General features: G+C 39.3%; 25 protein-coding genes and 1 other annotated feature. Of the genes, 9 read left to right on the forward strand and 16 right to left on the reverse strand.

Annotated features, from left to right (window positions below):
• The first annotated feature begins 99 nt into the window (after positions 1–99).
• Positions 100–378 (forward strand): YtzH-like family protein, encoded by a 279-nt coding sequence (locus tag MKX72_RS24395; RefSeq protein WP_028411828.1) that lies wholly within the window; start codon positions 100–102, stop codon positions 376–378.
• Between the two features lie 6 nt (positions 379–384).
• Here MKX72_RS24395 and MKX72_RS24400 read toward each other — a convergent pair whose 3' ends face one another.
• The 4 genes from MKX72_RS24400 to thpR form a co-directional block, all read right to left on the reverse strand.
• Positions 385–1,209, reverse strand: a complete 825-nt coding sequence (locus MKX72_RS24400) for a phosphotransferase family protein (protein WP_176344694.1) — start codon at positions 1,207–1,209, stop codon at positions 385–387.
• Positions 1,210–1,370: 161 nt separating this feature from the next.
• On the reverse strand, positions 1,371–3,512 hold the full coding sequence (gene pulA / locus MKX72_RS24405; protein WP_155007620.1) for a type I pullulanase: 2,142 nt from the start codon (positions 3,510–3,512) through the stop codon (positions 1,371–1,373).
• Between the two features lie 92 nt (positions 3,513–3,604).
• Positions 3,605–4,531: a hypothetical protein gene (locus tag MKX72_RS24410; RefSeq protein WP_028411831.1), complete on the reverse strand. Its 927-nt coding sequence runs from the start codon at positions 4,529–4,531 to the stop codon at positions 3,605–3,607.
• Between the two features lie 135 nt (positions 4,532–4,666).
• Positions 4,667–5,221 (reverse strand): RNA 2',3'-cyclic phosphodiesterase, encoded by a 555-nt coding sequence (gene thpR / locus MKX72_RS24415; RefSeq protein ID WP_033579595.1) that lies wholly within the window; start codon positions 5,219–5,221, stop codon positions 4,667–4,669.
• 189 nt (positions 5,222–5,410) lie between these two features.
• Here thpR and cysK point away from each other — a divergent pair, with 189 nt between their 5' ends.
• Both cysK and MKX72_RS24425 read left to right on the forward strand, forming a co-directional pair.
• A complete protein-coding gene (gene cysK / locus MKX72_RS24420) occupies positions 5,411–6,343 on the forward strand; it encodes a cysteine synthase A (protein ID WP_033579594.1) in 933 nt (310 codons plus the stop codon).
• A 126-nt stretch (positions 6,344–6,469) separates the two neighbouring features.
• Positions 6,470–6,685: a hypothetical protein gene (locus MKX72_RS24425; protein ID WP_080754455.1), complete on the forward strand. Its 216-nt coding sequence runs from the start codon at positions 6,470–6,472 to the stop codon at positions 6,683–6,685.
• Here MKX72_RS24425 and pepV read toward each other — a convergent pair.
• On the reverse strand, positions 6,678–8,081 hold the full coding sequence (gene pepV, locus MKX72_RS24430; protein WP_033579593.1) for a dipeptidase PepV: 1,404 nt from the start codon (positions 8,079–8,081) through the stop codon (positions 6,678–6,680). The genes MKX72_RS24425 and pepV overlap by 8 nt on opposite strands.
• 408 nt (positions 8,082–8,489) lie before the next feature.
• Between pepV and MKX72_RS24435 the strand changes: the two genes are divergently transcribed.
• Positions 8,490–8,711, forward strand: a complete 222-nt coding sequence (locus MKX72_RS24435; RefSeq protein WP_013059517.1) for a DeoR family transcriptional regulator — start codon at positions 8,490–8,492, stop codon at positions 8,709–8,711.
• A gap of 222 nt (positions 8,712–8,933) precedes the next feature.
• On the opposite strand, the gene MKX72_RS24440 is transcribed toward MKX72_RS24435, so the two are convergent.
• Positions 8,934–9,650 carry a pseudouridine synthase gene (locus MKX72_RS24440; protein WP_033579592.1) on the reverse strand — a complete coding sequence of 239 codons (717 nt, stop codon included), beginning with the start codon at positions 9,648–9,650 and terminating at the stop codon, positions 8,934–8,936.
• A gap of 50 nt (positions 9,651–9,700) precedes the next feature.
• Positions 9,701–11,344: a putative polysaccharide biosynthesis protein gene (locus tag MKX72_RS24445; protein ID WP_028411836.1), complete on the reverse strand. Its 1,644-nt coding sequence runs from the start codon at positions 11,342–11,344 to the stop codon at positions 9,701–9,703.
• Between the two features lie 210 nt (positions 11,345–11,554).
• Here MKX72_RS24445 and MKX72_RS24450 point away from each other — a divergent pair, with 210 nt between their 5' ends.
• Complete coding sequence (locus MKX72_RS24450) at positions 11,555–12,826, forward strand: BaiN/RdsA family NAD(P)/FAD-dependent oxidoreductase (RefSeq protein ID WP_033579591.1); 1,272 nt, start codon at positions 11,555–11,557, stop codon at positions 12,824–12,826.
• Between the two features lie 4 nt (positions 12,827–12,830).
• Here the strand turns inward: MKX72_RS24450 and MKX72_RS24455 are convergent, their stop codons facing one another.
• From MKX72_RS24455 to MKX72_RS24485, 7 genes are all read right to left on the reverse strand, one after another.
• The gene (locus tag MKX72_RS24455; RefSeq protein WP_013059521.1) at positions 12,831–13,010 is read right to left on the reverse strand and encodes a sporulation protein Cse60; all 180 of its coding nucleotides are present in this window, start codon (positions 13,008–13,010) and stop codon (positions 12,831–12,833) included.
• Positions 13,011–13,224: 214 nt separating this feature from the next.
• On the reverse strand, positions 13,225–13,536 hold the full coding sequence (locus tag MKX72_RS24460; protein WP_028411838.1) for a rhodanese-like domain-containing protein: 312 nt from the start codon (positions 13,534–13,536) through the stop codon (positions 13,225–13,227).
• Between the two features lie 239 nt (positions 13,537–13,775).
• The gene (leuS, locus tag MKX72_RS24465) at positions 13,776–16,190 is read right to left on the reverse strand and encodes a leucine--tRNA ligase (protein WP_028411839.1); all 2,415 of its coding nucleotides are present in this window, start codon (positions 16,188–16,190) and stop codon (positions 13,776–13,778) included.
• A gap of 64 nt (positions 16,191–16,254) precedes the next feature.
• Positions 16,255–16,473 (reverse strand) — a binding site (T-box leader).
• A gap of 411 nt (positions 16,474–16,884) precedes the next feature.
• Complete coding sequence (locus MKX72_RS24470) at positions 16,885–18,207, reverse strand: GntP family permease (RefSeq protein WP_028411840.1); 1,323 nt, start codon at positions 18,205–18,207, stop codon at positions 16,885–16,887.
• A 157-nt stretch (positions 18,208–18,364) separates the two neighbouring features.
• Positions 18,365–19,552: an MDR family MFS transporter gene (locus MKX72_RS24475; RefSeq protein WP_033579590.1), complete on the reverse strand. Its 1,188-nt coding sequence runs from the start codon at positions 19,550–19,552 to the stop codon at positions 18,365–18,367.
• A 158-nt stretch (positions 19,553–19,710) separates the two neighbouring features.
• A complete protein-coding gene (locus MKX72_RS24480; RefSeq protein WP_013059527.1) occupies positions 19,711–19,866 on the reverse strand; it encodes a hypothetical protein in 156 nt (51 codons plus the stop codon).
• Positions 19,867–19,878: 12 nt separating this feature from the next.
• A complete protein-coding gene (locus MKX72_RS24485; RefSeq protein ID WP_013059528.1) occupies positions 19,879–20,142 on the reverse strand; it encodes a YtzC family protein in 264 nt (87 codons plus the stop codon).
• Positions 20,143–20,311: 169 nt separating this feature from the next.
• On the opposite strand from MKX72_RS24485, the gene MKX72_RS24490 reads away from it, so the two are divergent.
• Positions 20,312–21,274, forward strand: coding sequence for a TIGR01212 family radical SAM protein (locus MKX72_RS24490; protein WP_033579589.1), 963 nt, complete (start codon positions 20,312–20,314; stop codon positions 21,272–21,274).
• The gene (locus MKX72_RS24495) at positions 21,271–21,840 is read left to right on the forward strand and encodes a class I SAM-dependent methyltransferase (RefSeq protein ID WP_033579588.1); all 570 of its coding nucleotides are present in this window, start codon (positions 21,271–21,273) and stop codon (positions 21,838–21,840) included. Before MKX72_RS24490 ends, MKX72_RS24495 begins: the two co-directional genes overlap by 4 nt.
• Before the next feature lie 12 nt (positions 21,841–21,852).
• On the opposite strand, the gene MKX72_RS24500 is transcribed toward MKX72_RS24495, so the two are convergent.
• On the reverse strand, positions 21,853–22,911 hold the full coding sequence (locus MKX72_RS24500) for a tetraprenyl-beta-curcumene synthase family protein (protein WP_028411844.1): 1,059 nt from the start codon (positions 22,909–22,911) through the stop codon (positions 21,853–21,855).
• A 31-nt stretch (positions 22,912–22,942) separates the two neighbouring features.
• Complete coding sequence (locus tag MKX72_RS24505) at positions 22,943–23,719, reverse strand: alpha/beta fold hydrolase (RefSeq protein WP_013059532.1); 777 nt, start codon at positions 23,717–23,719, stop codon at positions 22,943–22,945.
• A gap of 107 nt (positions 23,720–23,826) precedes the next feature.
• On the opposite strand from MKX72_RS24505, the gene MKX72_RS24510 reads away from it, so the two are divergent.
• Both MKX72_RS24510 and MKX72_RS24515 read left to right on the forward strand, forming a co-directional pair.
• Positions 23,827–24,354, forward strand: a complete 528-nt coding sequence (locus MKX72_RS24510) for a gamma carbonic anhydrase (protein WP_028411845.1) — start codon at positions 23,827–23,829, stop codon at positions 24,352–24,354.
• Between the two features lie 191 nt (positions 24,355–24,545).
• A complete protein-coding gene (locus MKX72_RS24515) occupies positions 24,546–25,070 on the forward strand; it encodes a phosphatase PAP2 family protein (protein ID WP_028411846.1) in 525 nt (174 codons plus the stop codon).
• Positions 25,071–25,075: the final 5 nt, after the last annotated feature.

Raw genomic sequence — 25,075 nt, forward strand, 5'->3', positions numbered from 1 at the left:
ATTGAAAATGTCGGTTATTCGAAACAACCGACATTTTCATGCATAATTGTGTTTAGATAGAAAAAAATAAGAGCATCATACGAGAAAGGATGATGCTTAATGCCTTTAAATGCCGAACACCAAATGAATATAGTAAAAGATATTTTATCTAATCATCAAAGTGATTGCTGCGGAACGGTTGCGGAATGTGAACAGGTTGAACGTTTAATTCAATCAATGTTAGCAAAAGGATATGCTAGCACAGACGTACAAGCAACACTACAAAACGTTTATAAATACACGCAAGATGCAAAAAGTGCTGCTCATTTAGACGAACATATTCAAACCAATCAACAAAATTTATCACAATGGGTCCAAGAACTATCTACCTTGTCATAACCTTTGCTACTGTGCTTGAATGTCGTTGACGAGCAACATCCGAAGATATTCAAGCCAGTAATTCATTTCAGAATGTTCATTTTTCGAACGATGCCATTCAATGAATAAAATGGTTTGACTTATCACATACCACTTCATTCTCGTTTTCAAGTTCTCAGTTAGTTCAACCCCATAATGCTCAAGCCATTCTTCCCACTGAGATGGATTGATGTACCAATAAAGCAATAAACCTAAATCAATAGCAGGATCTGCAATCATCGCTCCGTCCCAATCGATTAAATATAGCTGCGTATTCTCTCCAAGCATCCAGTTATTGTGGTTCACATCACAGTGACATACCACATATTTATCTGTCTGAATGGACGGAAGCTCTGCTTGTAAATAGCTGATTCCCTGCTCTACAATACTCTCTTTTTGAAGTCGCTCGTCCACGTTCTCTAGAATATCGGCTAGCACGTCTCCGGGAAGAAGCGGTGTTTTCCCTAACCTTTTCAACATATCTAATAACTCGTTTGAATGATGAATTTTACTAAGCAATTCTGTCACTCGACTCGAATTCATATCTTTTGGTTTTAATTCTCGACCATCTAGCCAGTGCTGAGCTGTGATCACATCTCCATTTTCCATTCGTCTTGTCCACACGAGCTTCGGTACAATTCCTTCAGCTGACAATACTGCTAAAAAAGGTGATGAATTACGCTTTAAAAAAAGCTTTCGGTCTTGAAATTTTGCAAAATAAGCTTCTCCTGTCGCTCCGCCAGCAGGAGTAATTTCCCATTCGCTTCCTAATATATCTTCCAACCAATTCACCTTCAATTTCAACACACACATTTCGTTTAAAAATTTCACTCAATAAAGCAATCTATTAAGACATCATGACGTTATTTTCTTAGTAAATAAAAAAGACGGCTATTGAGGATATGTATCAATAGCCATCCTTTATAAATATTATCTCCATCACACTTTTTTCGTCAAGTGGTTGAAGACAATAATTACGTTTGAAATAAAATAAGAACGCTAAGCTTTGGAACATTTATAGCATTATCCTCTATAGTAGGATACCCATTTTTATATACTTTACAATGATCAAGTGCTATTTTCCATGGTCCTTCTGGCAAAACTACTTTTTCTTCCATTAGGCCTTGATTAAAAAACACAATAATATTCTTCCACGGACCGTAAGCCAATACGTTTGATAAGCAATAGCCAATAACGGATTTCGGCGTGTTTAGAAAAGAGACATGCTGCCTAATCGCTGAAGCATCCCCCAAGCGAAATGCATCGTGCTGTTTGCGAATACGAATCAGCTCTTGAACCCAATTCACATCAGAAGAAAATTCCCTTCTTCGATTCCAATCGAGTGCATTAATATCATCGGGTGAATTATAGCTGTTCTCTACGCCTTTTTTAGTGCGGTAAAACTCTTGACCACTATGAAGAAACGGTATGCCTTGTGAAAGAAGCACAATAGCAGTAGCAAGGCGATGACGACTTCTACGAGTGTCTTCGTCTTCTTCTCCGTTTGAATTCGTTAACTTATCCCACAGCGTATGATTATCATGTGATTCAACATAATTAATTGACTGTGCTGGATTTATAAATAAAGCGGGACTGTCTTCTTTATCCAGAATGCTACCCGCTATCACAGATTGCACTGCTTCTTTTTGATGAATATTCCCGCTGATAAAACCTTTTTCATACACATCGAACGTGCTTCCTTTTACAGAATCTCGAAAGCGGTCATTAAAATAGCCGATTTGAGGTGTTTGGCGGGCATTCGCCATCATTGCTTTTTGAGTGTGGGGAAGAGGCGTATTTAAATCCCAGCCTTCGCCAAACACCAAAATAGTAGAATCAATTTCATTTATTTTTTCCCGAATGATTTTCATCGTTTCTATATCTAAAATCCCCATGAGGTCAAAACGAAAACCATCAACATCGTACTCTTTTATCCAAAATAATACTGAATCGATAATAAACTTTTGCGCCATTTTCCGTTCAGAAGCAAAATCATTTCCTACTCCCGTCCCGTTCGAAGGCATCCCAAACTCATCATGTCGAAAATAATAGCCCGGAACAATTTTTTCAAAAGGTGATTCTTCTCGTACAAATACGTGATTATAAACTACATCTATAATAACACGGAATCCCTGTTGATGAAGCGTTGATATTAATTGCTTCACTTCAACAATACGAGTGGTGGAATTTGAAGGGTCAGCAGAGTAGCTTCCTTCCGGCACATTAAACAACAATGGATTATACCCCCAATTATAAGAAGCATGAGGATTTAATTCATCTACTCCGCCAAAGTCGTTAATAGGAAGAAATTCAAGATGGGTCACTCCTAGCTCTTTTAAATAATGGAGGCCTGTTGGTTTGCCTGGCTGACCGCTTGATTCAGTAACAGCTAGGTACGTACCTTTTTTTTCTATCCCGCTTGAAGGATGAATAGAAAAGTCTCGAACATGCATTTCGTAAATAACGGCATCCGTTGGCTGAAGGAAAGGCGGCTTTTCATGGGGATGAACATAGGCTGTATGAAGATTTATCAGAACTCCGTATTCACTATTTGCTGTAGCTGCAACGGCATAAGGGTCCACCGCTTCATTTGTCCGACCGTTTACATCTATTAAAAATCGATAATAATACCCTTCTTTATCTAAGGGAAGTTCCTTTTCCCATACGCCTTTTCTTTGACGAGTCATAACGTACAGTTCTTCTTCTCCGCTATTTGCATGTATTAATTTTAAAACCACTGCTGATGCAGTCGGGGCCCAGACTTTTATCATAATATGATCTGAATAAAAGGCTGCACCCAAATCATTTTGATTATAATAAAATCTTTCATCAAACTCTTTTGTTCGTATAACAGCCCCTACCTGCAACGGAACTTTCTCCCCGTGATTATCACAGATAACGTACGAATGTCCAATTTCTATGCTCTCTTCAACCTTACCTTCATATTTGATAAAACCTTCTAATTCATGTACGTTTTCAATAGAGATGGTCTCATGCATTTGTGCACCTTTAATCACAAAAAAATCAATTTGACCTTCATGATAAGAAGTTGGAACTAAAACAGTAATACGATCTATTTGATCTAAATAAGCCTGAAACTTATTATCACCAGTCATCCTTTTCTCCTCCTTATGCCAATTACCTCTTTAGTAGCATTATATGTAGCAAACGCAAAAACGAAAGCACTTTCATAGCATGAATGTTCGGATTATTCACCTGCTTCGAATTCCCGGTCAAAATAAATACTCTGGCTGTGTTCGAGCAGTACCTGAGCTGCTTTCATCTGTTTAAACTTTAAAGGCGCTTTAGATTTCCTAAGTTCATAAAACCATTCTTCATACTTTCTAGCATCTACAAATTCAACCTGATAAGGCTCCGCAGCGTAGTCAATGTATCCATTTCTGCTTAGTAATATTTTCTTTACGCTATGTTCAATATCGTGAGTACGATAGATACTTCGGACAATTTGCTCCATTCGATTTAACCCAATTAACGGATTTAATATCTTTTTTTGATCTCTTCCTCTTAACTCTGTCCAAAAATTTTCTTTTGAATACTGAAAAACAGCACTTTTATATGTTTCTATTAAACAAATACAGAGGGTTTCCGTTGGAGTAACAATAATGATATCCCCTTCTACCGGAGCTTTATTAATCAGGAAAACAGGCTTGTACATCACGAGATACGTATCAGGAAAGCGCTGAATAAAATAACGGAGAGCTTCATCATGGTAATATTTACGATCTGCTTGCGAGAACTCAAATAAAGTGGATGTAGCCCATTTCATTTGAAGATCAAATACATTTTCTAAAAACAATATTTTCAAATCTTCCGCTGTTTGTGGAAGAGTTGTAAACCTCAATAGCTCTTGATTTTCCACGCTATCGCTAGAGAACGCTTCTTCCACTTCAAGCGTTTCTTTTTTCCTTGTAAACCGCTCTTTTGCTTTTTGCAAAAATGAACGTTGAGCTTTTGTTTCTTCTTTTACAGGAGGGCCATGTAATAGCCCTTGTTCAAACAATTGCTTTGCTTTCTTCCAATTATGTTTTTTTAAATGATTAAACTGAGACGTGTAGTGATAAACGTCTTTTTCATAACGGGAAATATAATCTTGCACCTTAAGTAGCTGCGCCACGTTTACATCAATCCCCTAATTAAAATTCCTCTAACACTTGGTTCACCGATTGTTTCTCTATTATCATCGGCGTTTTCTTTCCTTTAATAAGAGTGATCTTTAAATAACCTCTCTCCATGCTTGTATGTTCATATGCTACTGTGACTGCAATGAAAAAGATAGTATTTTTTTATATTTAGGTTTGCTAGCAGGATGAACTTCAAAAAGGGCAAATGAACTTACTTGAAACTGTTCTTCAACCGACGTTTGCTTTAACTGCTCTTCCGAAAGCCCGGCTTCCCCTCCCCACTTCTTTGCAATCGTAATATGAGGACGATAAGGACGTTTTTCGTATAAGCCGCTTAGGTCTCCCCATACAGCTTGTATATCCCTTTGTAGATTCACAAGCTTATCATTTGGCTTAAGGCTTACATAAAGCACTCTAGGCTTGTTATACGCACCGAACACATCGTACTGAACGGTCTGCAGTGAAAAACTTGAATGACGGGAGGCTACTTCTTTTAAGCGGTTAATCAGCTTTTCCTTTTTGTTATCTACAAATCCTAAGAATTGTAGTGTTATATGATAATCGTCAGGGTATGTCCATTGTTTTAAAGGAAAAGGTGTTAATTCTTTTGCCCAATTTTCTGCCTGATATGCAATGGAGACTGGCACGTTGATTCCAATAAAATAGTGTTGATCACTTTTCATCAAATCCCTCCTTTTCTTTTCATTATCTTCCCCCAATTTGTCATGTTCAAAAAGAGCTAGATTTATTTTAAAGGTTTTCTGGATCAAATAGAGAGGTTTTTCTGAAAATTTGTCATGTGCTTAAAAAATAAGAAATTGTGTTATCATAGAAATAATACAGAGAATTTTTATAAGAAAAGGATGAGAAAAATGAAAGTTGTTAACAATATGGCTGATTTAATTGGCGAGACACCTCTTGTTAAATTGAATCGTCTTCAACCAGCAGATGGAGCATCCGTTTACTTAAAACTAGAATTTTTTAATCCGAGCCGTAGTGTAAAAGACCGTGCTGCTTTTAATATGATCGTGGAAGCTGAAAAAGCAGGCTTGCTCAATGAAAATTCCACCATTATTGAACCAACGAGCGGAAATACAGGTATTGGCTTAGCTATGAATGCAGCAGCAAGAGGGTATCGTTCTATTTTAGTCATGCCCGATACGATGACTCAAGAACGAATTAACTTGTTAAAAGCATATGGTGCTGAAGTTGTTCTAACACCTGGCGATGAAAAAATGCCTGGCGCAATCCGTAAGGCAGAAGAGCTTACAAAAGAAATTCCAAATGCATTTATGCCCATGCAGTTTGAAAATAATGCAAACCCTGACGCACATCGAAAAACGACTGCTAAGGAAATTATTGAGGCAATGAACGATTTAGGAAAAGACCTATCTGCTTTTGTTGCTACTGCTGGAACAGGCGGAACGATCACGGGCACAGGTGAAGTCCTAAGAGAAAACTACCCAAATATGACCGTTCATGTTGTGGAACCAGCTGGGTCTCCTGTATTATCTGGAGGAAGACCTGGAAAGCACAAGCTTGTAGGAACAAGCCCTGGATTTATTCCTGATACGCTTAACATAGAGGTTTACGACGAAATTTTAAAAATTAAAGATGAACAAGCCTACGATATTACGCGACGCCTAGCTTCTGAAGAAGGGATTTTAGTCGGTCCTTCATCTGGCGCTGCGTGCTATGCTGCTATCGAGGTAGCCAAAAAATTATCTCCTGATCAAGTGGTCGTATGTATTGCTTGCGATACAGGTGAACGTTATTTATCAAGCGACCTATTCTCATATGAATAATAAAGAGGCTGGAACAAAAGGATTTTAGCCCAAATGAAAAACGAACCATTGATCAACATGTTTGATTCATGGTTCGTTTTTTTGTGATGGTGAATGTAGGTTCATCGGTTTCGTTACTTCTAGCAGTTGATTGGAGGGCAAGGCGAAGACTCCTGCGGGAAAAGCAGAACAGGTGAGACCCCGCAGGGGCCCAGGCGACGAGGAGACTCAGCGGCCGCCCGCGGAAAGCGAAGCCTTGCATGGAAATCAACTGCGGTGTCACAAACAGTCCAGCTCATGTATCCTAGTTATTCACCTTTAAATTGGATTCGTTTCGTTATGTCTCAACCTCTTTTTATTTAGCCAATTCGTAAATAGCCTGTGCATAAATAGCTGTTGCACGAAGCAAATCTTCAATTACCATGTACTCGTCTTTTTCGTGCGCTACTTCTTCACGGCCTGGGAAAAGAGGTCCAAATGCCACACCCGCTTCTAATGCTCTGGCATATGTTCCTCCTCCAATTGAAATAAGCGTAGGTTCTTCATTTGTTTGTTCTTGGTAAACCTTTTGAAGCGTTTGAATAAGCTCATGTTTTTGATCGACGTGATGTGGTTTAGAATCTGTAAAATGTTTGATAGTCATTTGATAAGATTCACTTTTTTCTTTAATCGTATCAATAATATCGTCAATATGAGCTGATACAGGATAGCGAATATTTAAGCCAAAGTGCCCCGCTTCTTCTTGATTATAAGACATGATTCCCACATTTATCGTTAAATCACCCGTGACCTCATCTTTGCGATTTAAGCCCATTTTTTCTCCTAGTGCATCTTGGACTAAATACGCATTTGCATAACCTACAAACTGATTAGCTTGTTCATCAAGTTCTAATGTGTGTAAAAAGCGAAGAAGTGTAAGCCCAGCATTTTTCCCTTTATCAGGCACGCTTCCATGTGCTGAAACTCCTTCTAGAGTAAGTGTATACGCACCGCTCTTTTCGGTTATTGAACCTTTTAAAGACTGATCTTTTAAAAATTGATCATATTTATTTCTAATATCCGTTTCACTATGGAATTCAAGAACAGCTGTTGCAAGATCAGGAACCATATTGTAGCGTCGCCCAGAGACAAATGATGTAAGCTGGACGCTTCCCTTTGTTCCTTCAATGGGCTGCTGGCGAATTTCTACATCTGTAATGCCTTTTTCAGCATAAATGATAGGAAAATCCGCATCCGGCGCAAAGCCCATCGTTGGCATCTCTTCATGATTGAAGTAGTGGTCCACACATCTCCAGTCACTTTCTTCATCCGTTCCAATAATCATTCGAACCCGCTTAGATAGAGGAAGCCCTAAATCTTTCACAATTTTCATCGCATAATAAGCAGCCATCGTCGGGCCCTTATCGTCGATTGCTCCTCTAGCAAAAATTTTCCCGTCTTTTATTTCACCGCCGTATGGATCAACCGACCACCCGTCTCCTTCAGGAACGACGTCTACGTGACACAAAATGCCAAGAAGGTCTTTTCCTTCTCCCGCTTCAATATGACCTGCATATCCGTCTACGTTCTTGACGGAAAACCCGTCATTTTTTCCTTTGTTTAAAAGAAAGTGAAGCGCTTGAGCAACTCCAGGTCCAAATGGCTCTTCTTTTTTTTCTGTGCTTGTCAAAACACTTTTAATTTGCAAAAAACGCTGCGTCTCAGCTAGAATTTCAGCTTCTCTTTTTTGCACTTCCTCTTTCCAATTAATTGCTGTCATCTGTGTGCCTCCTTTGCCTGCTTTTACAGATTGTATCTATCATTACTATTGGTAAATTTAACTTTATCATACCTTTATATAGAAAGAAATAATTGTCTCTTTCCTTTCATATCAAAGGTTTACAGAGTCAAAATTCCGGGAAATAATTTGTAGGCACAATCGATAAAAACGGATTCTATTTGTTTATTGTTTACATATACTATAAAAAATGTGCAAATAGAGGAAGGAGATGTTACGAAAGGATTACATATTTATATCATTTTTTGTAAATATTGTGTTAATTTGCGTTTTCTCTTTTATTTTTCTGTCGATTTTGTGTACAATAAGGATAAGGACTGAAATAGTGCTTGACATCTCAGAGTTATAAAGAAGTTGTGCCTTACGAAAAACGAATAAGGAAGTGGTTTTTTGAAACCTTCAACTAATCGAATGCTAACTCGTATCAAATCGGTCTATATGTTCATTTGTAAAAATGGAACAGTTACAACGCAAGAGCTCGTAGACGAATTTGGTATTACACCAAGAACCATTCAGCGTGACTTGAATGTGTTAGCATATAATGATTTAGTTCGCAGCCCAAGTCGCGGTACATGGACGACTACGCAAAAGAAGGTCAAGATGTCATCCTAGTAAGTTTATTTCAAGGGTAGTAAGTGATTTATATATAGAGATAAAATTCTACGCAGTAGAAAGTCAAGACTTGGACGAGTGCATAGTCCCCCGCTCCATTTGCACGTCAAGCAGAGTTGGTACTCGTTTAAGTGCTTTAACGTGAAATGTTTCACTTGTCGAATAAAGTGGACAAAAAAAGGAACCATTTTAGACTTAGGTTCCTTTTTCTTTCGCCTCTTCTTAGGCATTTGATTTTTGTAATAAAGCTAGTTCTTCTTCCGTTAACTCCCTGTACTCTCCTAAATCTAACGACTCGTCTAATAGCAAAGCTCCCATAGATAAACGTTTTAAATACGTTACTTTTTTTCCTCTTGCTTCAAACATACGCTTCACTTGATGAAATTTCCCTTCAACGATCGTTAATTCAATTTCTGATTCCACACCGCTTGTTAGTACCTTTAACTCTGCTGATTTTGTTACGTATCCATCATCAAGAGTGACACCCTGTCTAAATGCTTCAGCATCTTCTTCAGTCACCGGCGCATTAATTTTTGCAAAATACGTTTTAGGAACGTGCTTTTTAGGAGATAGCAGCTGATGTGCAAGCTGACCGTCATTTGTCAGCAGCAAGAGCCCTTCTGTATCTTTGTCTAAACGCCCTACCGGAAATGGGTCATACACAGCATCGTCAATTTCCAATAAGTCCAAAACTGTTTCATGAAGAGAATCTTCCGTCGCTGATATGACACCTTGCGGCTTATGCAGCATAAAGTAAACAAATTCTCGGTAAGAAACGGCTTCGCCATGCACAGTTATTTCTTGTTCATCTGGATTAACATGTACCTTAGCACCTTTAACCGCTGTACCGTCTACCTTAACAGCTCCAGTCTTTAAAAGACCTTTAACTTCTTTTCGGCTTCCGTACCCAATGGTAGAAAGCAATTTATCCAAACGCATGTAATATCCTCCTTTTTTTGAAAAGAAGATGACTCTAACGAGTCATCTTCTTATGCACTGCGCTGTTTATTTCGGCGCAGTATCTTTCGTTCAATTGCACCTGTTACCCTCGCTCCCATTACTTTTTCAAGCAGGCTTGAACGATAGGTAATAATAAAGTAAATAAGGCCGCCTACTGCTGCTCCTATAATCGTAATAACCGTGGCAGAGAATCGTCCTGGGGTTGTAAACAGACCAATTACTACTGAAACAATTTTTACGCTGATTCCCATAATCGCAACAAAAATGAGAATGAGCACAGAGCGTTTTATAAACTCACTGTAGTTATATTTTGCGTGTTTTTGAATAAGCGCAAACATATAAACAAGAGATACGATATAGCCTAGTGCTGTCGCTAAAACTGAACCGATCTCGTGGAACATAAGAATAAATGGCACGTTCACGACAATTTTCACAATCAATCCAAATAATAGACTTAAAACAGCATATTTTTGTTTGTTGATCCCTTGTAAAATAGCTCCATTAACCGTGAAAAACGAGAACAATAAAGCTACGGGTGCATAATAAAGCAAGACATTTCCACCCGCATCCGATGCATCTGTTCCAAAGAAAAACGTATATGCTGGACCAGCTAAAGCCATTAACCCTACAGATGCTGGCAGCACAAGAAACATAATCGTTTGATATGTTTGATCAATTTGCTTTTGCAATACATTATAATCTTTATTCACAAATGAACGTGTAATCGTTGGTACAAGAGTCAAACCGAATGCAGTAGCTAATGAAACAGGAATCATCACAAGCTTTGGAACATAAGACTGAACAATTCCGTTCATGGACTCCGCTATTTCTTTTTGTCCAGCCGCTACCATCGCACGGTTAAATGTGAATTGATCCACATACTGATAAAGCGGAATAGCTAAGCTGACAAATACATAGGGCAATGAATACGTAAGCAGCTCTTTAAAAATGGATACGGTAGAAATACGCGTAGGCGTTACCGTCTGCTCGTTCACCATTTTATCGAGATGAGGCTTTCGTTTTTTCCAGTACCAAATTAATACGGCAAGTCCAGCAAGAGCTCCTACAAAAGCACCCATTGTAGCAAATCCAACGGCTAGCGCAAGACTCCCATGTACAACTTTGATGACGATATAAGTGGATGCTAATAAAAAGACAACCCGCACAAGTTGTTCAACTACTTGTGAAACAGCTGTGGGTCCCATAGACTGGTGACCTTGGAAAAATCCTCGCATTAAACTCATCATCGGTACTACAATTAACGCAACACTAACCATTCGCATAACCATTACTACATCTTCTAAGGAGTTATTTAAATCAGAGCCTCCAAGTGTAATTCTAGACATAACAGGCGCTAACGAATATAAAAGTAAAAATGCAAGTATTCCTGTGACAAGCATTAATTTCATGCCGGCCCGATACATTCTTCTACTCGTATAATAATCACCGAGTGCATTATATTTTGATACAAATTTCGATACGGCCATTGGCATACCGGCTGTAGCAATACTTAAATAAATAGCATATTGGTTATATCCATAACCAAACAGTGCTCCCCCTACGGTTCCAACAAGGATCGCAAATGGAAATAAATAAATCATTCCCAGAATTCGGGATACATAAGTGCCAAGCGTTAGCACAAAGGTCCCTCTTAACAATTTTGAATCAGACATACGTTTGCCTCCGATACTTAATGTTACATACTGATAATAATGATAGAATTGAAAAGAAGCAAGTGAGAGTATACACTAAGAAAGGTCTTATACTCACTCACACTCGTCAACAAGCTAAAAAACAAAGACTATAGCCCATTTTATCCAATGTTGAGAGATTTGTCAGTGAACAAACTAAAATTTTTTAAGAATAGACAGGTTGGTGAAAGTATGATATATGATGTAGTCGTAATCGGAGGAGGACCTTCTGGTTTGATGGCATCGATTGCAGCTGGTGAGTCAGGTGCAAACGTATTATTAATTGATAAAGGCAATAAACTTGGACGAAAGCTTGCCATTTCTGGAGGGGGCCGCTGTAATGTAACAAACCGCCTTCCGATTGATGAACTTATTAAACACATTCCAGGAAACGGACGCTTTTTATACAGTGCGTTTTCTGTTTTTAATAACGAAGATATCATCTCCTATTTTGAAGGCCTTGGAATTAAATTAAAAGAAGAAGATCACGGGCGTATGTTTCCGGTTAGCAATAAAGCACAATCTGTTGTTGATGCATTAATTAGTGAACTTCACCGTCTTCGTGTAACAATTCGCACAAACACAGCCGTTAAACGCGTAAACTATGAAAACAACACCGTGAAAGAAGTTGTGCTTCAAAACGGAGAAGCAATCCAAACGAAAAGCGTTGTGATTGCAGTAGGCGGAAAATCAGTGCCTCATACGGGTTCGACAGGAGACGGTTATCAATGGGCAAAAGATGCAGGTCATAAAATTACTGAACTTTACCCAACAGAAGTTCCTATTACATCTAGCGAACACTTTATTAAAACAAAAACGCTTCAAGGTCTATCGCTTCGCAACGTAGGACTAAGCGTACTTAATAAAAAAGGCAAACCTGTCATAACTCATCAGATGGATATGATTTTCACTCACTTTGGCATCTCTGGCCCTGCCGCTCTTCGCTGCAGCCAATATGTTGTTAAAGAGTTAAAGAAACAAAAAAGCAACACTGTTCAAATGTCTCTTGATTTATTTCCTAGCCAAAACGAAGAAGAGATTTTTCAACAATTAGTCAAAACAACAAAAGAAGAGCCGAAAAAAGTGATTAAAAATGTTTTAAAAGGTTTTGTATCTGAACGCTATCTATTATTTTTACTCGAGCAAGCAGACATTGATAGCCAAGCGCTAGCGGGACAGCTTCAGCATGAAAAACTGAGAGAATTCTCGAGAATGTGCAAACGATTTGAATTTGCTGTAAACGGCACACTTTCTTTAGAGAAAGCCTTCGTCACAGGAGGCGGAGTATCCGTTAAAGAAATTCACCCAAAAGAAATGTCTTCTAAATTTATGCAAGGCCTTTACTTCTGCGGGGAAATTCTTGATATCCACGGATATACTGGAGGATACAATATTACTTCTGCCCTTGTAACAGGCCGTTTGGCTGGCAGTAATGCAGGAGAATTTGCAACAAGCCTAGCATAATATGCTAGGCTTTATACATAACCATGGCTGAAAAACAGTACACCTGCTCATCACGATCAACATCCACTGTGACTTGGTACTTAATATCCACGACGTCTTCATCTTCTAATTTGCGTAAAAATCGGTTCACCGCAAACTCTAAATCTTTTTCATGCTCTTTATCAAACATTTTCACCTGTATCATAGCTTCTACCACCTTGTCCTATCAAATTTGTTTCAATCAGAATGGACTGCTTCTCTCAATGATGGCTTTCGTACTGATTTTCAACTTCTTCCTACCTCTATTTTTATGAAGACTTTTATAGATTTAGTCATCATTTGTTTTGCTACTATCATTTTAGTCGAATGGTAGAAGTTTCATTCCAAAAGAAAAAAGCGCCTGTCAAAGGCGCTTTTTCTTATTTATTAACCGTTTTTCCTTCCCACTCTAACATACCGCCAACCATATTTGTTACTTTATAACCTTGTTCTTGAAGGTAGTAACATACGTTTTCACTGCGGCGTCCAGAACGGCAAATGAAAATATATTCTTTTTCTTTATCGAAATAATCCACATTAGTTGGAATATCATTCATACGAATGTGTTTAGCAGTTGGAATCATTCCTTCTGCTACTTCCTCATCTTCGCGAACATCAACTAAATGAAGCTCTTCTCCATTTTCCACGCGTTTTTGAAGCTCTTCAGGCGTAATCACTTTTACTTCTTCCATCTTCGTCATTCCTCTCTATTCTTTCATTCAGCTTGCTATCGCTATTGTAGCAAATTCAAATACCTTTATGCCACTAAATAAGAAAAGCTTAAGCAGCAGCCTACCTAAGCTTTTCCAATCGTAGTTAAAGGTTTAACTAAGGGCCTGATGTCAACCCCGAAAGGGGGACATCAGACGCTTAGGTCTAGAACAGCCCCCCTGACTGCTCTTTAGTCAGGGGGGCTGTTCTACATCAATACTTAATTAGCTACGATGTTTACTAATTTACCAGGCACAGCAATCACTTTGCGTACTGTCTTACCTTCAATGAACTCTTGAACATCTTCATTAGCCATTGCAATATCTTGAAGCTCTTCACGAGATGCCTCAGCAGGTACGTTTAATTTTGCACGTACTTTACCGTTAATTTGAACGACAATTTCCACTTCATCATCTACAAGTTTCGCTTCATCAAACGCAGGCCAAGCTTCATATGAAATCGTATCTTCGTGGCCTAGTTTGCTCCATAATTCCTCAGTTGTATGAGGACAAATTGGTGCTAATAGCTTCACAAATCCTTCTACGTATTGCTTTGGCAGCACATCAACTTTGTATGCGTCGTTGATGAATACCATAAGTTGAGAGATACCTGTATTAAAACGAAGACCTTCGTAATCTTCCGTTACTTTTTTCACCGTTTGGTGATATACGCGTTCAAGTGTAGTATCATTGCTTTCTTGAACCTTGCTGCTTAATTCACCATTATCCTCGATAAGTAAACGCCATACACGATCTAAGAAACGGCGTGCACCATCAAGCCCTTTTGTTGACCAAGCAATGGATGCATCTAACGGTCCCATAAACATTTCGTAAAGGCGAAGCGTATCTGCACCGTGGCTTTCTACGATTTCGTCTGGGTTTACAACGTTACCTTTTGACTTACTCATTTTTTCATTGTTTTCTCCAAGAATCATACCTTGGTTAAACAGTTTTTGGAACGGCTCTTTTGTTGGAACTACGCCGATATCATATAAAAATTTATGCCAGAAACGAGCATACAATAGATGAAGAACAGCGTGTTCAGCTCCACCGATATAAATATCAACCGGCAACCATTCTTTTAATTTGTCTGCATCTGCTAATGCTTCGCTGTTCGTTGGATCAATGTAGCGTAAGTAATACCAGCAGCTGCCTGCCCATTGAGGCATTGTATTTGTTTCGCGGCGCCCTTTTTTGCCCGTTTCCGGATCTACAACGTTCACCCAGTCATCAATGTTTGCTAATGGAGATTCACCTGTACCTGACGGCTTGATTTCAGTTGTTTTTGGTAAAACAAGCGGAAGCTGATCTTCAGGAACTGCAGTTGTTGTGCCATCTTCCCAGTGAATAACAGGAATCGGTTCACCCCAGTAGCGCTGACGGCTGAATAACCAGTCACGCAGACGGTATGTTACTTGTTTTTCACCTTTTTCATTTGCTTGAAGCCACTGAATCATATTTGAAATTGCTTCTTCTTTGTCTAGACCATTTAAGAAGTCTGAATTAACGTGCTCGCCGTCGCCTGTATAAGCTTCTTTTGAAACGTCTCCACCCGCTACTACTTCTTTAATCGGCAGTTCAAATTTAACAGCAAACTCATAATCACGCTCATCATGAGCAGGAACAGCCATAATTGCACCTGTACCATAGCTCATTAGAACATAGTCAGCAATCCAAATTGGCATTCTCTCACCGTTTACAGGGTTAATTGCATAAGCACCTGTGAATACGCCCGTTTTGTCTTTAGCTAAGTCTGTACGCTCTAAATCGCTTTTGCTTTTAATTTGATCTAAATACGCTTCTACCGCTTCTTTTTGTTCGGCTGTCGTAATTTTATCCACAAACGGATGTTCAGGTGCTAAAACGGCATACGTTGCCCCAAACAGCGTATCAGGACGCGTTGTGAACACAGTAAATGTTTCGTCATATCCATCAATTGTGAAGTGAACGTGAGCTCCTTCAGAGCGGCCAATCCAGTTTCGCTGCATTTCTTTAATACTTTCTGGCCAATCAAGATCATCTAAATCTTCTAGTAAACGATCTGCATAAGCTGTGATTTTAAGCATCCACTGCTTCATTGGACGACGCTCAACCGGATGCCCACCGCGCTCACTTTTGCCATCTATAACTTCTTCGTTTGCAAGTACTGTTCCCAACGCAGGACACCAGTTAACAGCTACTTCATCCACATAAGCTAAGCCTTTTTTATATAACTGTAAGAAAATCCACTGCGTCCATTTGTAGTAGTTAGGATCAGTTGTATTAATTTCACGCTCCCAATCGTAAGAGAAACCTAACGATTTGATTTGACGACGGAAATTATTAATGTTAAGTTCAGTGAACTCAGCCGGATCGTTTCCTGTATCTAATGCATACTGCTCAGCAGGTAGTCCGAATGCATCCCATCCCATTGGATGAAGTACATTGTATCCTTGCATACGCTTCATACGAGATAAAATGTCCGTTGCTGTATAACCTTCTGGATGCCCAACGTGTAAACCCGCCCCAGATGGATAAGGGAACATATCTAATGCGTAAAACTTACGCTTTCCTTCATCTTCTGTTGTTCTAAATGTTTTATTTTCTTCCCAAACTTTTTGCCATTTTTGTTCGATCTTTTCATGATTAAAAGCCATACATAATCCTCCTTGTACGCTCCAGCTGTATTTAATTAAACTAAAAAACCCCTCATCCCTCAAACAAAGGGACGAGAGGTTGAATAAACTTCCCGCGGTACCACCCAAATTAGCACAATTATGTACTCACTCATTTTCCTTAACGCGGATAGACGGTAAATGTTACTTTACTTCACATTTACAACTCCAAGGTGAGTTCATGAACGCCCGTTTGCTGACTCGCACCACCCGTCAGCTCTCTTAGCTCGCTTCGTTCACTACTATTCCTTATCATAGTTTTTACATCATACTACCTTGTATTGTAAATAATATGTTCGCAAACTGCAAGTTGTTCAACGGATTTTGTAAAAGTTTCTACACTGCCTCACTGCTTTGTTGCTAAATCCCCTCTTTCATTCTTATATATGAACAACTTCTCCCAAAAACATACATACAACGCCAAACAAAGAGATTTAGACATAATTAAGTTAATCCTATCTAAAGCTGAATAAATAGGATATCTGGACTCCTTGCTACAAAACTGTTCATTTCCGTGCAAGGCTTCATCTTGCGCTCCAATCAACAGCTTAAAGCAACTAAACACATAAAAGCCGAGTTCACCATAATAATGAAAAGATCCGAACGATTTATCGTTCGGATCTTCCTTCAGCTAAAATACTTTTGTCCCCGCCTCTACTTTCTTTAACAGCTATTATTAAATACCAAATCCAAAAGAAAACAGGATAATCGCAAGTACGAGACCAACAAGCGGAACAATTACCGTCATCGCTGCAACTGATCCATACGCATCTTTATGAGTTTCTCCACAAATAGAATTAATTGTGGTGACGACATAACCATTATGAGGCAAGGAATCTAATACGCCAGAAGATATAGCTACTACACGATGGAGAGCTTCTGGATTTACACCAGCATCTAGATAGTGAGGGGCTAAAATTGGCAAAGCAATCGCCTGACCTCCTGAAGCCGAACCTGTCATCCCCGCGATAACACTCACCGCAATAGCTCCCCCTATCAACGGACTGCCTGGAATATGCGTCATGGCATCTACAGCCACTCCAAACGCGGGAACAGCCTTAGCAACCCCTCCAAAACCTACGACAGCAGCTGTATTCCCAATTGCAATTAACGCTCCAAGCGTCCCTTCTGATGCTGCATTCCAAAATCCTTTAAAGTGTTTTCGGTTCACAATGTATGTGACAATAATACCGCTTAAAAGTGCGACAATCAACGCAGATTGCTGAAGCGGCTTATGAAGTGCAAAAGAAATAATGAGCACGACCACAAGCGGAAGCAAACTTAATAACGGATTAGGAAGAGACTGATTTTCCGTTACTGCTGGATCTTTCTCGCGTGATATAAAACGCTCTCCATTTTTAACTGCTTTTGAAATCAAGCGCTTTAACCACCAGTAGCCGAATACAGCCATCACTACCGCTACAACTAAACTAACTTCCCATCCTGCATACGGACTAGTCTTTAAATATTCAATTGGAATCCAGTTTTGGATTTCAGGCGATCCAGCCGAGGTCATCGTAAACGTAACGGAACCGAATGCTAAAGCAGCAGGGATAAACCGCCTCGGCAAATCAGCTTGTTTGAATAAGCTTAAAGCCATTGGATAGACAGAGAATGCTACTACAAACAGACTGACTCCTCCATATGTTAAGACCGCACAGGCAAGTACAATCGCCAACACTGCTCTTTTCATTCCTAGTTTACTGACAATCCAGCGAGAAACACTATCAGCGGCCCCGCTGTCTTCCATCACTTTTCCAAAAACGGCGCCCAATAGAAACATTAAATACCAAGAAGCAATAAATCCTGTGAAACCAGACATATAATTCCCAACAAAATTTGCTTCTCCTTCTTTCACCAGCTGTGGAAATAAAGGCATTCCGCTTGTTAACGCAACAACTAAAGCACTAAGCGGACCTGCTATAAATAAATTCATGCCTCTCATCGTTAATACAATGAGCAGCAATAATCCTCCAATTAATCCAATCATACTAAGCATATTCTAGCCCCCCAAGAAGTTATATAATTAGAAAACGCTTACATTTTTACAGGTATATACTCCTTTCTTTGCTTGTCACGACCCTTACTATATTATTAAAGGAATACTGAAGACATTCCTACGTTTATTGAACAGTCAAAAATAAAACCACCTCTATTTATTTAGAGATGGTTAGTGAACGCTGACGTTTTTCTTTTAATTTATAATCGTATATCCATGTTGTACACATGCTAAATAACAATAGTGCAATTAATAAATAGCACAGGGTAGACATATTAAACGCATCGAAAATAATGCCTCCAAAGAGAGGGCCAATCATTTTACCTGCAGTAGCCATACTGTTGACTACGCCTTGATAAAACCCTTCTTTTCCTGATGGAGCTAACTGACTTGCGACAGCTGGAATTGCTGGCCAAACAAACATTTCTCCAACTGTTAACACAATCATTGCTGTTAAGAACTGCGAAAATGTTGTGGCATTCACCACGATGATGAAAGAAGCCACAAAAATAACCGTTCCAATTAGAACCTGTACTTTTAATGTCTTTGCTACTTTTTGAATGATAGGCACAATCAAAGGCTGACCGACTACAATTAAAATGCCGTTAATCGTCCAAAGCAAACTGTAGCTAGAAAGAGGTATATTCAACTCACGCGTATGCGTAGCAATCGTTGTTTGCCACTGAACATACGCGACCCAGCATAATACGTATCCTGTACATAAAATAAGAAGGGCCGTCAGTTTCGTTTTGTGCTGAATACTACCGGCTTCATTAAGGACATTCGTTTGCCCAACTGTAACCGAAATATGACGGTATGAAAAAATAGCAATAAGAAGAAAAATAACGTATAAAATTGTATTAGCTAAGAAAATATACGTAAATGAATAGGATGCTACAACGCCCCCTACCGCTGCGCCAATAGCCACTCCTGCATTTTGAGCAACGTACATCGCATTAAATGCTTTTCTTCCGCCTTGTGGCCAGACTGAGCCTGCCATTGCATACATAGATGGAAACACAATACCAGATCCAAATCCTACAATAACCAAGAGAACAACGTATGTAGGCCAACCATGAAAAAACACCAGTCCCACTAATGCAACAAGGGTAATAATAATTCCTGATAAAATGGATTTATATCCTCCAATTTTGTCAAAAAGCGTTCCCCCTAGTAAATTACCCACTACGCTTGCAGCAGAGTTCAGCATAAGAACCACTCCTGCAACGGATAACGACTTTCCTAAATGTTCATTTATATAAATTGTATTGAGAGGCCATAAAAACGAAGCTCCCGTTACGTTTACAAGCATACCAATAATCAAAAACCAAAGTGACTTGGGCATTGATCTCCCCCCTATCTATTCGAATGCCAACGTACATTCTAGTCTTTTCTTAAAGGGTTCGCAATGCTTTTACATATAGACAATTTATTTGAAATTCGCTGACTATTTAAAAAGGTGATTTCACATGACAATATCATGCAAAATCACCTTTTTACCGCTTATTTTTGCTTCGAACGAACCGGCTGGGCACGCTTGCTGTTCCGTGCTTTTAATTCTTTTACAGGATCAAAATCTTTTCCTAGCTCAATATCATTGCTGTTGATCCCGTTTTTTGTTTTTTGTTCCGGGTTATTTTGATTTGAACGAGTTGCCATAAAATCCTCTCCTTAATGCTGAGTTGTAATCAATTTATTTTGCAGCTGCTGAACTTGCAGGCGCATGCGATATAGCTGCTCTCTTTGCTGTGCATTTGCACTGTGAGAAAACTCTTCAATTTCTTTATAAGCATTTTCTAATTTTTCCTGTGCTTTTGTATATTCAGTGTCATTGTAATGTTCTTGTTTCATGCCTTCCTGTAACTGACCTTGTCCAAAGCGAATAGCATCTTCACACTGCTGCATAAGTTGATCCACTGCTTGACGAGTTGTCATTGTCTATTCCTCCTATTCGTTCATTTCTGTCTTATTTTGCGCAACTTTACTCTCCTTTACGACAAGAAGAACCTGTTAAATATAAGCATCCTTAAATTTGTTTGGCACTTTTTCACGTTTTTGATACAATTTGTTGATGTATATTGCATGTAAAAAGGAGGTTGCTGATTTGAATCAGACAAACCCATTTCCGTATAAATCTGAAAACAAACGTTATCATACCTGGAATTACCACTTACGTAACCACTTTGGCCATAAGGTATTTAAAGTAGCCTTAGATGGAGGATTTGATTGTCCAAACAGAGACGGCACGGTAGCTCACGGCGGCTGTACGTTTTGCAGCGCTGCCGGTTCAGGAGATTTCGCTGGAAACAGAGCGGATGATCTTGTGACACAATTTAACGAAATCCGTGAAAAAATGCATCATAAATGGAAAGACGGAAAATACGTTGCTTACTTTCAAGCATTCACTAACACTCACGCTCCTGTTGAGGAGCTTCGTGAAAAATATGAAGCGGTCTTAAAGCTTCCCGGAGTTGTTGGGCTTTCTATCGCCACGCGCCCTGACTGTCTCCCCGACGATGTGGTGGAGTACTTGGCTGAATTAAATGAACGAACTTATCTATGGGTAGAACTTGGACTGCAAACTGTTCATGAACGAACTTCACTGCTTATCAACCGGGCACACGATCATCAATGCTATGTAGATGGTGTAGCAAAGCTTCGAAAACACGGTATTCGCGTTTGTTCTCACATCATTAATGGTTTGCCTTTAGAAACACCTGAGATGATGATGGAAACGGTACGGGAAGTAGCAAAATTAGACGTTCAAGGAATTAAGATTCATCTGCTTCATTTACTAAAAGGAACTCCTATGGTCAAACAGTATGAAAAGGGCCTTGTTGAATTTCTTTCATTTGAAGAATATGTAAAGCTTGTATGCGATCAGCTCGAAGTAATCCCTTCTGAGATGATTGTTCATCGTATTACCGGTGATGGACCGATAGACCTCATGATCGGACCGATGTGGAGCGTAAATAAGTGGAGCGTATTAAATGCCATTGATCAAGAGCTCGAACGTCGCCAAAGCTATCAAGGAAAATATTACGAAAAAGAGTTGATGGAAAGATGAAAATAGAACGTATCCTGCCTTTTGCCCGCACGTTGCTCACTAATGCTGTGGCCGAAGGAGATGTCGCGATTGATGCTACAGCAGGAAATGGACATGATACATTGTTCTTAGCCAACTTAGTCGGAGATACAGGTCATGTATATGGATTTGACATTCAGCCCCAAGCCATTCAAGCAACTCAGCAGCGATTGACAGAACATCATGTAGAAAAACGAGTCACGCTTATCCAAGAAAGCCATAGCAATATAAGCATGCTTCCCCACTCTATTAATGGACGAGTGACGGGCGCTGTCTTTAATTTAGGTTATTTACCAGGTGGAGATAAAGACATCGTCACCACTTCTGAAACAACAATTTCTGCAATTGAGCAGTTACTTGATTTGCTAGCACCTGAAGGAGTGATTGTGCTCGTTATTTATCACGGACACGAACAAGGGAAACAAGAAAGAGACGATTTACTAACGTACGTCCAAAATCTGGATCAAAAAGACGTCCATGTTTTACAATATCGCTTCATGAATCAGCAAAACAATCCTCCGTTCATCATTGCTATTGAAAAAAGATAAGCCGCATATGGCTTATCTTTTTAACATTCGGTACAAGCGTCCGTTGATATAGAAAAAGTAGCTGAGTGCTCCCCCCGCTTTGATTAATCGACGTGCATTCACATGAACATGTTTTTGTGCCCTCACTTTTTGATCGGACAAATAAACGCCCAGGAGTCCCTTATAGATAAAGCAGTGAAAGTGATAATCCGGCAGTTTTTTAGCATATTCGTCCGCTTTTACAACAAAATGCAAAAAGCGGTCCATCATTTGCTGATAGTGAGGATAATAAAAACAAAAGTTCAAATCTCCTCCTGCTTTATCTTCTTCTTGGTCAATTAAATAATCGAGTAAAATATGTAAACCTTGAATATAAGGAAAATATCCCGCTTTTATTTTCTCCGTCATTTCTTTGGTCATCTCTTCTTGAAAACTGTAAGCGGCCAAACAAAAAATGCCTAACGTTGAACCAGAGCACGCTGAAAATTCATACCACTCCATTTCAGGAACACTGTGCCGGTGAGCATCAAACCAATTCTCTAATCGTGGAACTCTTTCCTTGATTTCAACATGCTTATGTATTTGCAAATCACAATAATAAGTAGCTAGTTCTAATAAATGTGAAGAGACGATATGGTAATTACAGGCTTTTCGCAAGGACTGCTGACAAGTCTGGACAAGTTCCGCTAAATATCCTCCATCGTCTTTATCCGTTCGAAAACGATAGTAATCCCCAAGAGGTGCATGAGGAGTCAACGCATCTGGCATCGATTCATGTAAGGCTGCAAAATCTTTAGGATCGAGCGAATTGCTGCGGTCACATAAGTTATCTAAGTAATCGCTGATTGTTTGGTAGGCAACGATAAATTTTACGCATTCAATCATGTTTTCTTTCGCTAAAATCGATAGGATGCCGCCTCCTTCACAATGAAAAGTTTTTGTATCGATACTTGCCAATGCTTGAGTGCGTAATTCTTTATTAGGAATCTCTTTTGCCCGTTCCCGCCAATGATTAAGCTCATGATGAACGACGGGAAACACTTCTCGATAAATTTTTCTCATTAATGAAATAGGACGAGACGGAATCTTCATTTATTTTCACCTCAATTTCTGACAGCACTCATTAAATGTGAAGATCAACAAAGCTTTTCGCGTATGTAAAAACGTATTCTCTTTCAGGCTCATTAAAGATTTCGTGATACAGCTGAGACCATTCTTTGTAGATTTTTTCACTTAGCTCTATTTCATCAAACCACTGTCTAACAATCAGCTTTTCAATAATTTTATCTTCTCCTGCCTGCATCACAAGAAGCGGAACATCCGGCAAACGATCGATATCTTTAAAAGCTAAGTTAACAGCTTGAATCAATTCTCGGTACCATCTTACAGAAACTTTTGTAACGTACAGTGAGTCGTTTTCATCTTCATCTCGAACTTCTTGGTTTCTTGTTGCTTTTTCAACAGTAAGACCCAAATCAAAAAGTTTGTTCGGCATGACTTTATTTAATCCTTTAGATAACATATCTAAGTAAGCTGGTACTTGCTCTTTTAATCCTAGACAAGGTGAGGAAAGAATCGCACCCCATATAGGAAGATTTTTTGTCTGCAGCGTACGAATAACCGCCAGTCCTCCCATACTATGTCCTAACAGGAAAATAGGCAAATCATATTTTTGCGCTTCACGTACCCATTCTTCCACTTCATATACATATTCATCAAAGGATAGGATATGTCCTCTTCTTCTCGTTGTTAAGCCTTGGCCAGGAAGGTCTCCCATGATTACGTGCATTCCAACCGAACGCCACATCTCAATCAGCCAGCGATAGCGCCCGTGATGCTCCGCTGCTCCATGGACCATGACAATAACGCCTTTTGGATTTACTGCTTCCCATTTATGCATTTGAGTTACTCCTTCTTCCTTTTTTTGTTTACCTGCTTTAAAAACCTTTGTACACTTACATTAGAAGATTTACTACTTTTTTTCAACTAATAAAGGGAGATGATTTGATGATTTATCCGTATAAAGAAAAAATGCCTAATATTGCACCCAGCTGCTTCCTCGCAGACTATGTCACGATTACTGGAGATGTCACCATTGGTGAAGAAAGCAGCATTTGGTTTAACACCGTTATTAGAGGAGATGTTTCGCCTACTATTATCGGGAAACGAGTAAATATACAAGATCAATCAACACTCCATCAAAGCCCAAATGCTCCTTTGCTTATTGAGGATGATGTGACAGTAGGACATCAAGTTATTTTACACAGCTCCATCATCCGCAAACGCGCGCTCATTGGCATGGGCTCTATTATTTTAGACGGTGCGGAAATTGGTGAAGGTGCTTTTATCGGTGCAGGAAGTTTAGTGCCTCCCGGTAAAAAAATACCACCTAATACTCTCGCACTCGGTCGACCTGCTAAAGTAATCCGCACTCTGACTGAGGAAGATTTAAAAGATATGCAGCGCATTCGTACAGAATATGTAGAAAAAGGGCAGTATTATAAGTCTATTAAGAAATCTGATTCTTCATTATAAAGGAAACGTTCCCTCAGAAAGTCATACTGAGGGAATTTTTTTAGTATCTCCACAAACTCTCTAATCATGTTCTATTCTCTCCACAATTGTAAAGAAATTTCCATATTAATTTACATCGTTTTAGTACTGCCTCCACAATTAAAGATTAAACTGAATAATAAAGACGTATTTATTAAAAAGGGAGCGACTCTATGAAAGCCAAGTTAATTCAGTATGTATACGATGCCGAATGCCGATTATTCAAAAGTGTAAATCAACATTTTGATCGAAAGCACTTAAATAGATTTTTACGTTTACTAACTCATGCCGGCGGAGCCACGTTTACCATTGTGATAGCGTGCTTGCTGCTATTTCTGCATCCTTCATCCGTCGCTTACGCCTGTGCCTTTTCTCTAGCCGTTAGCCATATTCCTGTTGCCATTGCTAAGAAGCTATATCCGAGACAACGGCCTTATATTCAACTAAAGCATACAAAAGTATTAGAAAATCCATTAAAAGATCATTCATTTCCATCGGGGCATACAACGGCTATTTTTTCGTTAGTTACCCCTCTGATGATTACTTACCCAGCCTTCGCTGCCGTTCTTTTGCCGCTTGCAGTAACGGTAGGCATTTCAAGAATTTATCTCGGTCTGCACTATCCGACGGATGTCATGGTAGGCCTGATACTCGGCATCTTTTCAGGTGCTGTTTCACTGAACATATTTTTAGTCTAATTGAT

Source organism: Priestia sp. FSL R5-0597 (genome assembly GCF_038006305.1).
GTDB classification, from domain to species: Bacteria; Bacillota; Bacilli; order Bacillales; family Bacillaceae_H; genus Priestia; species Priestia zanthoxyli.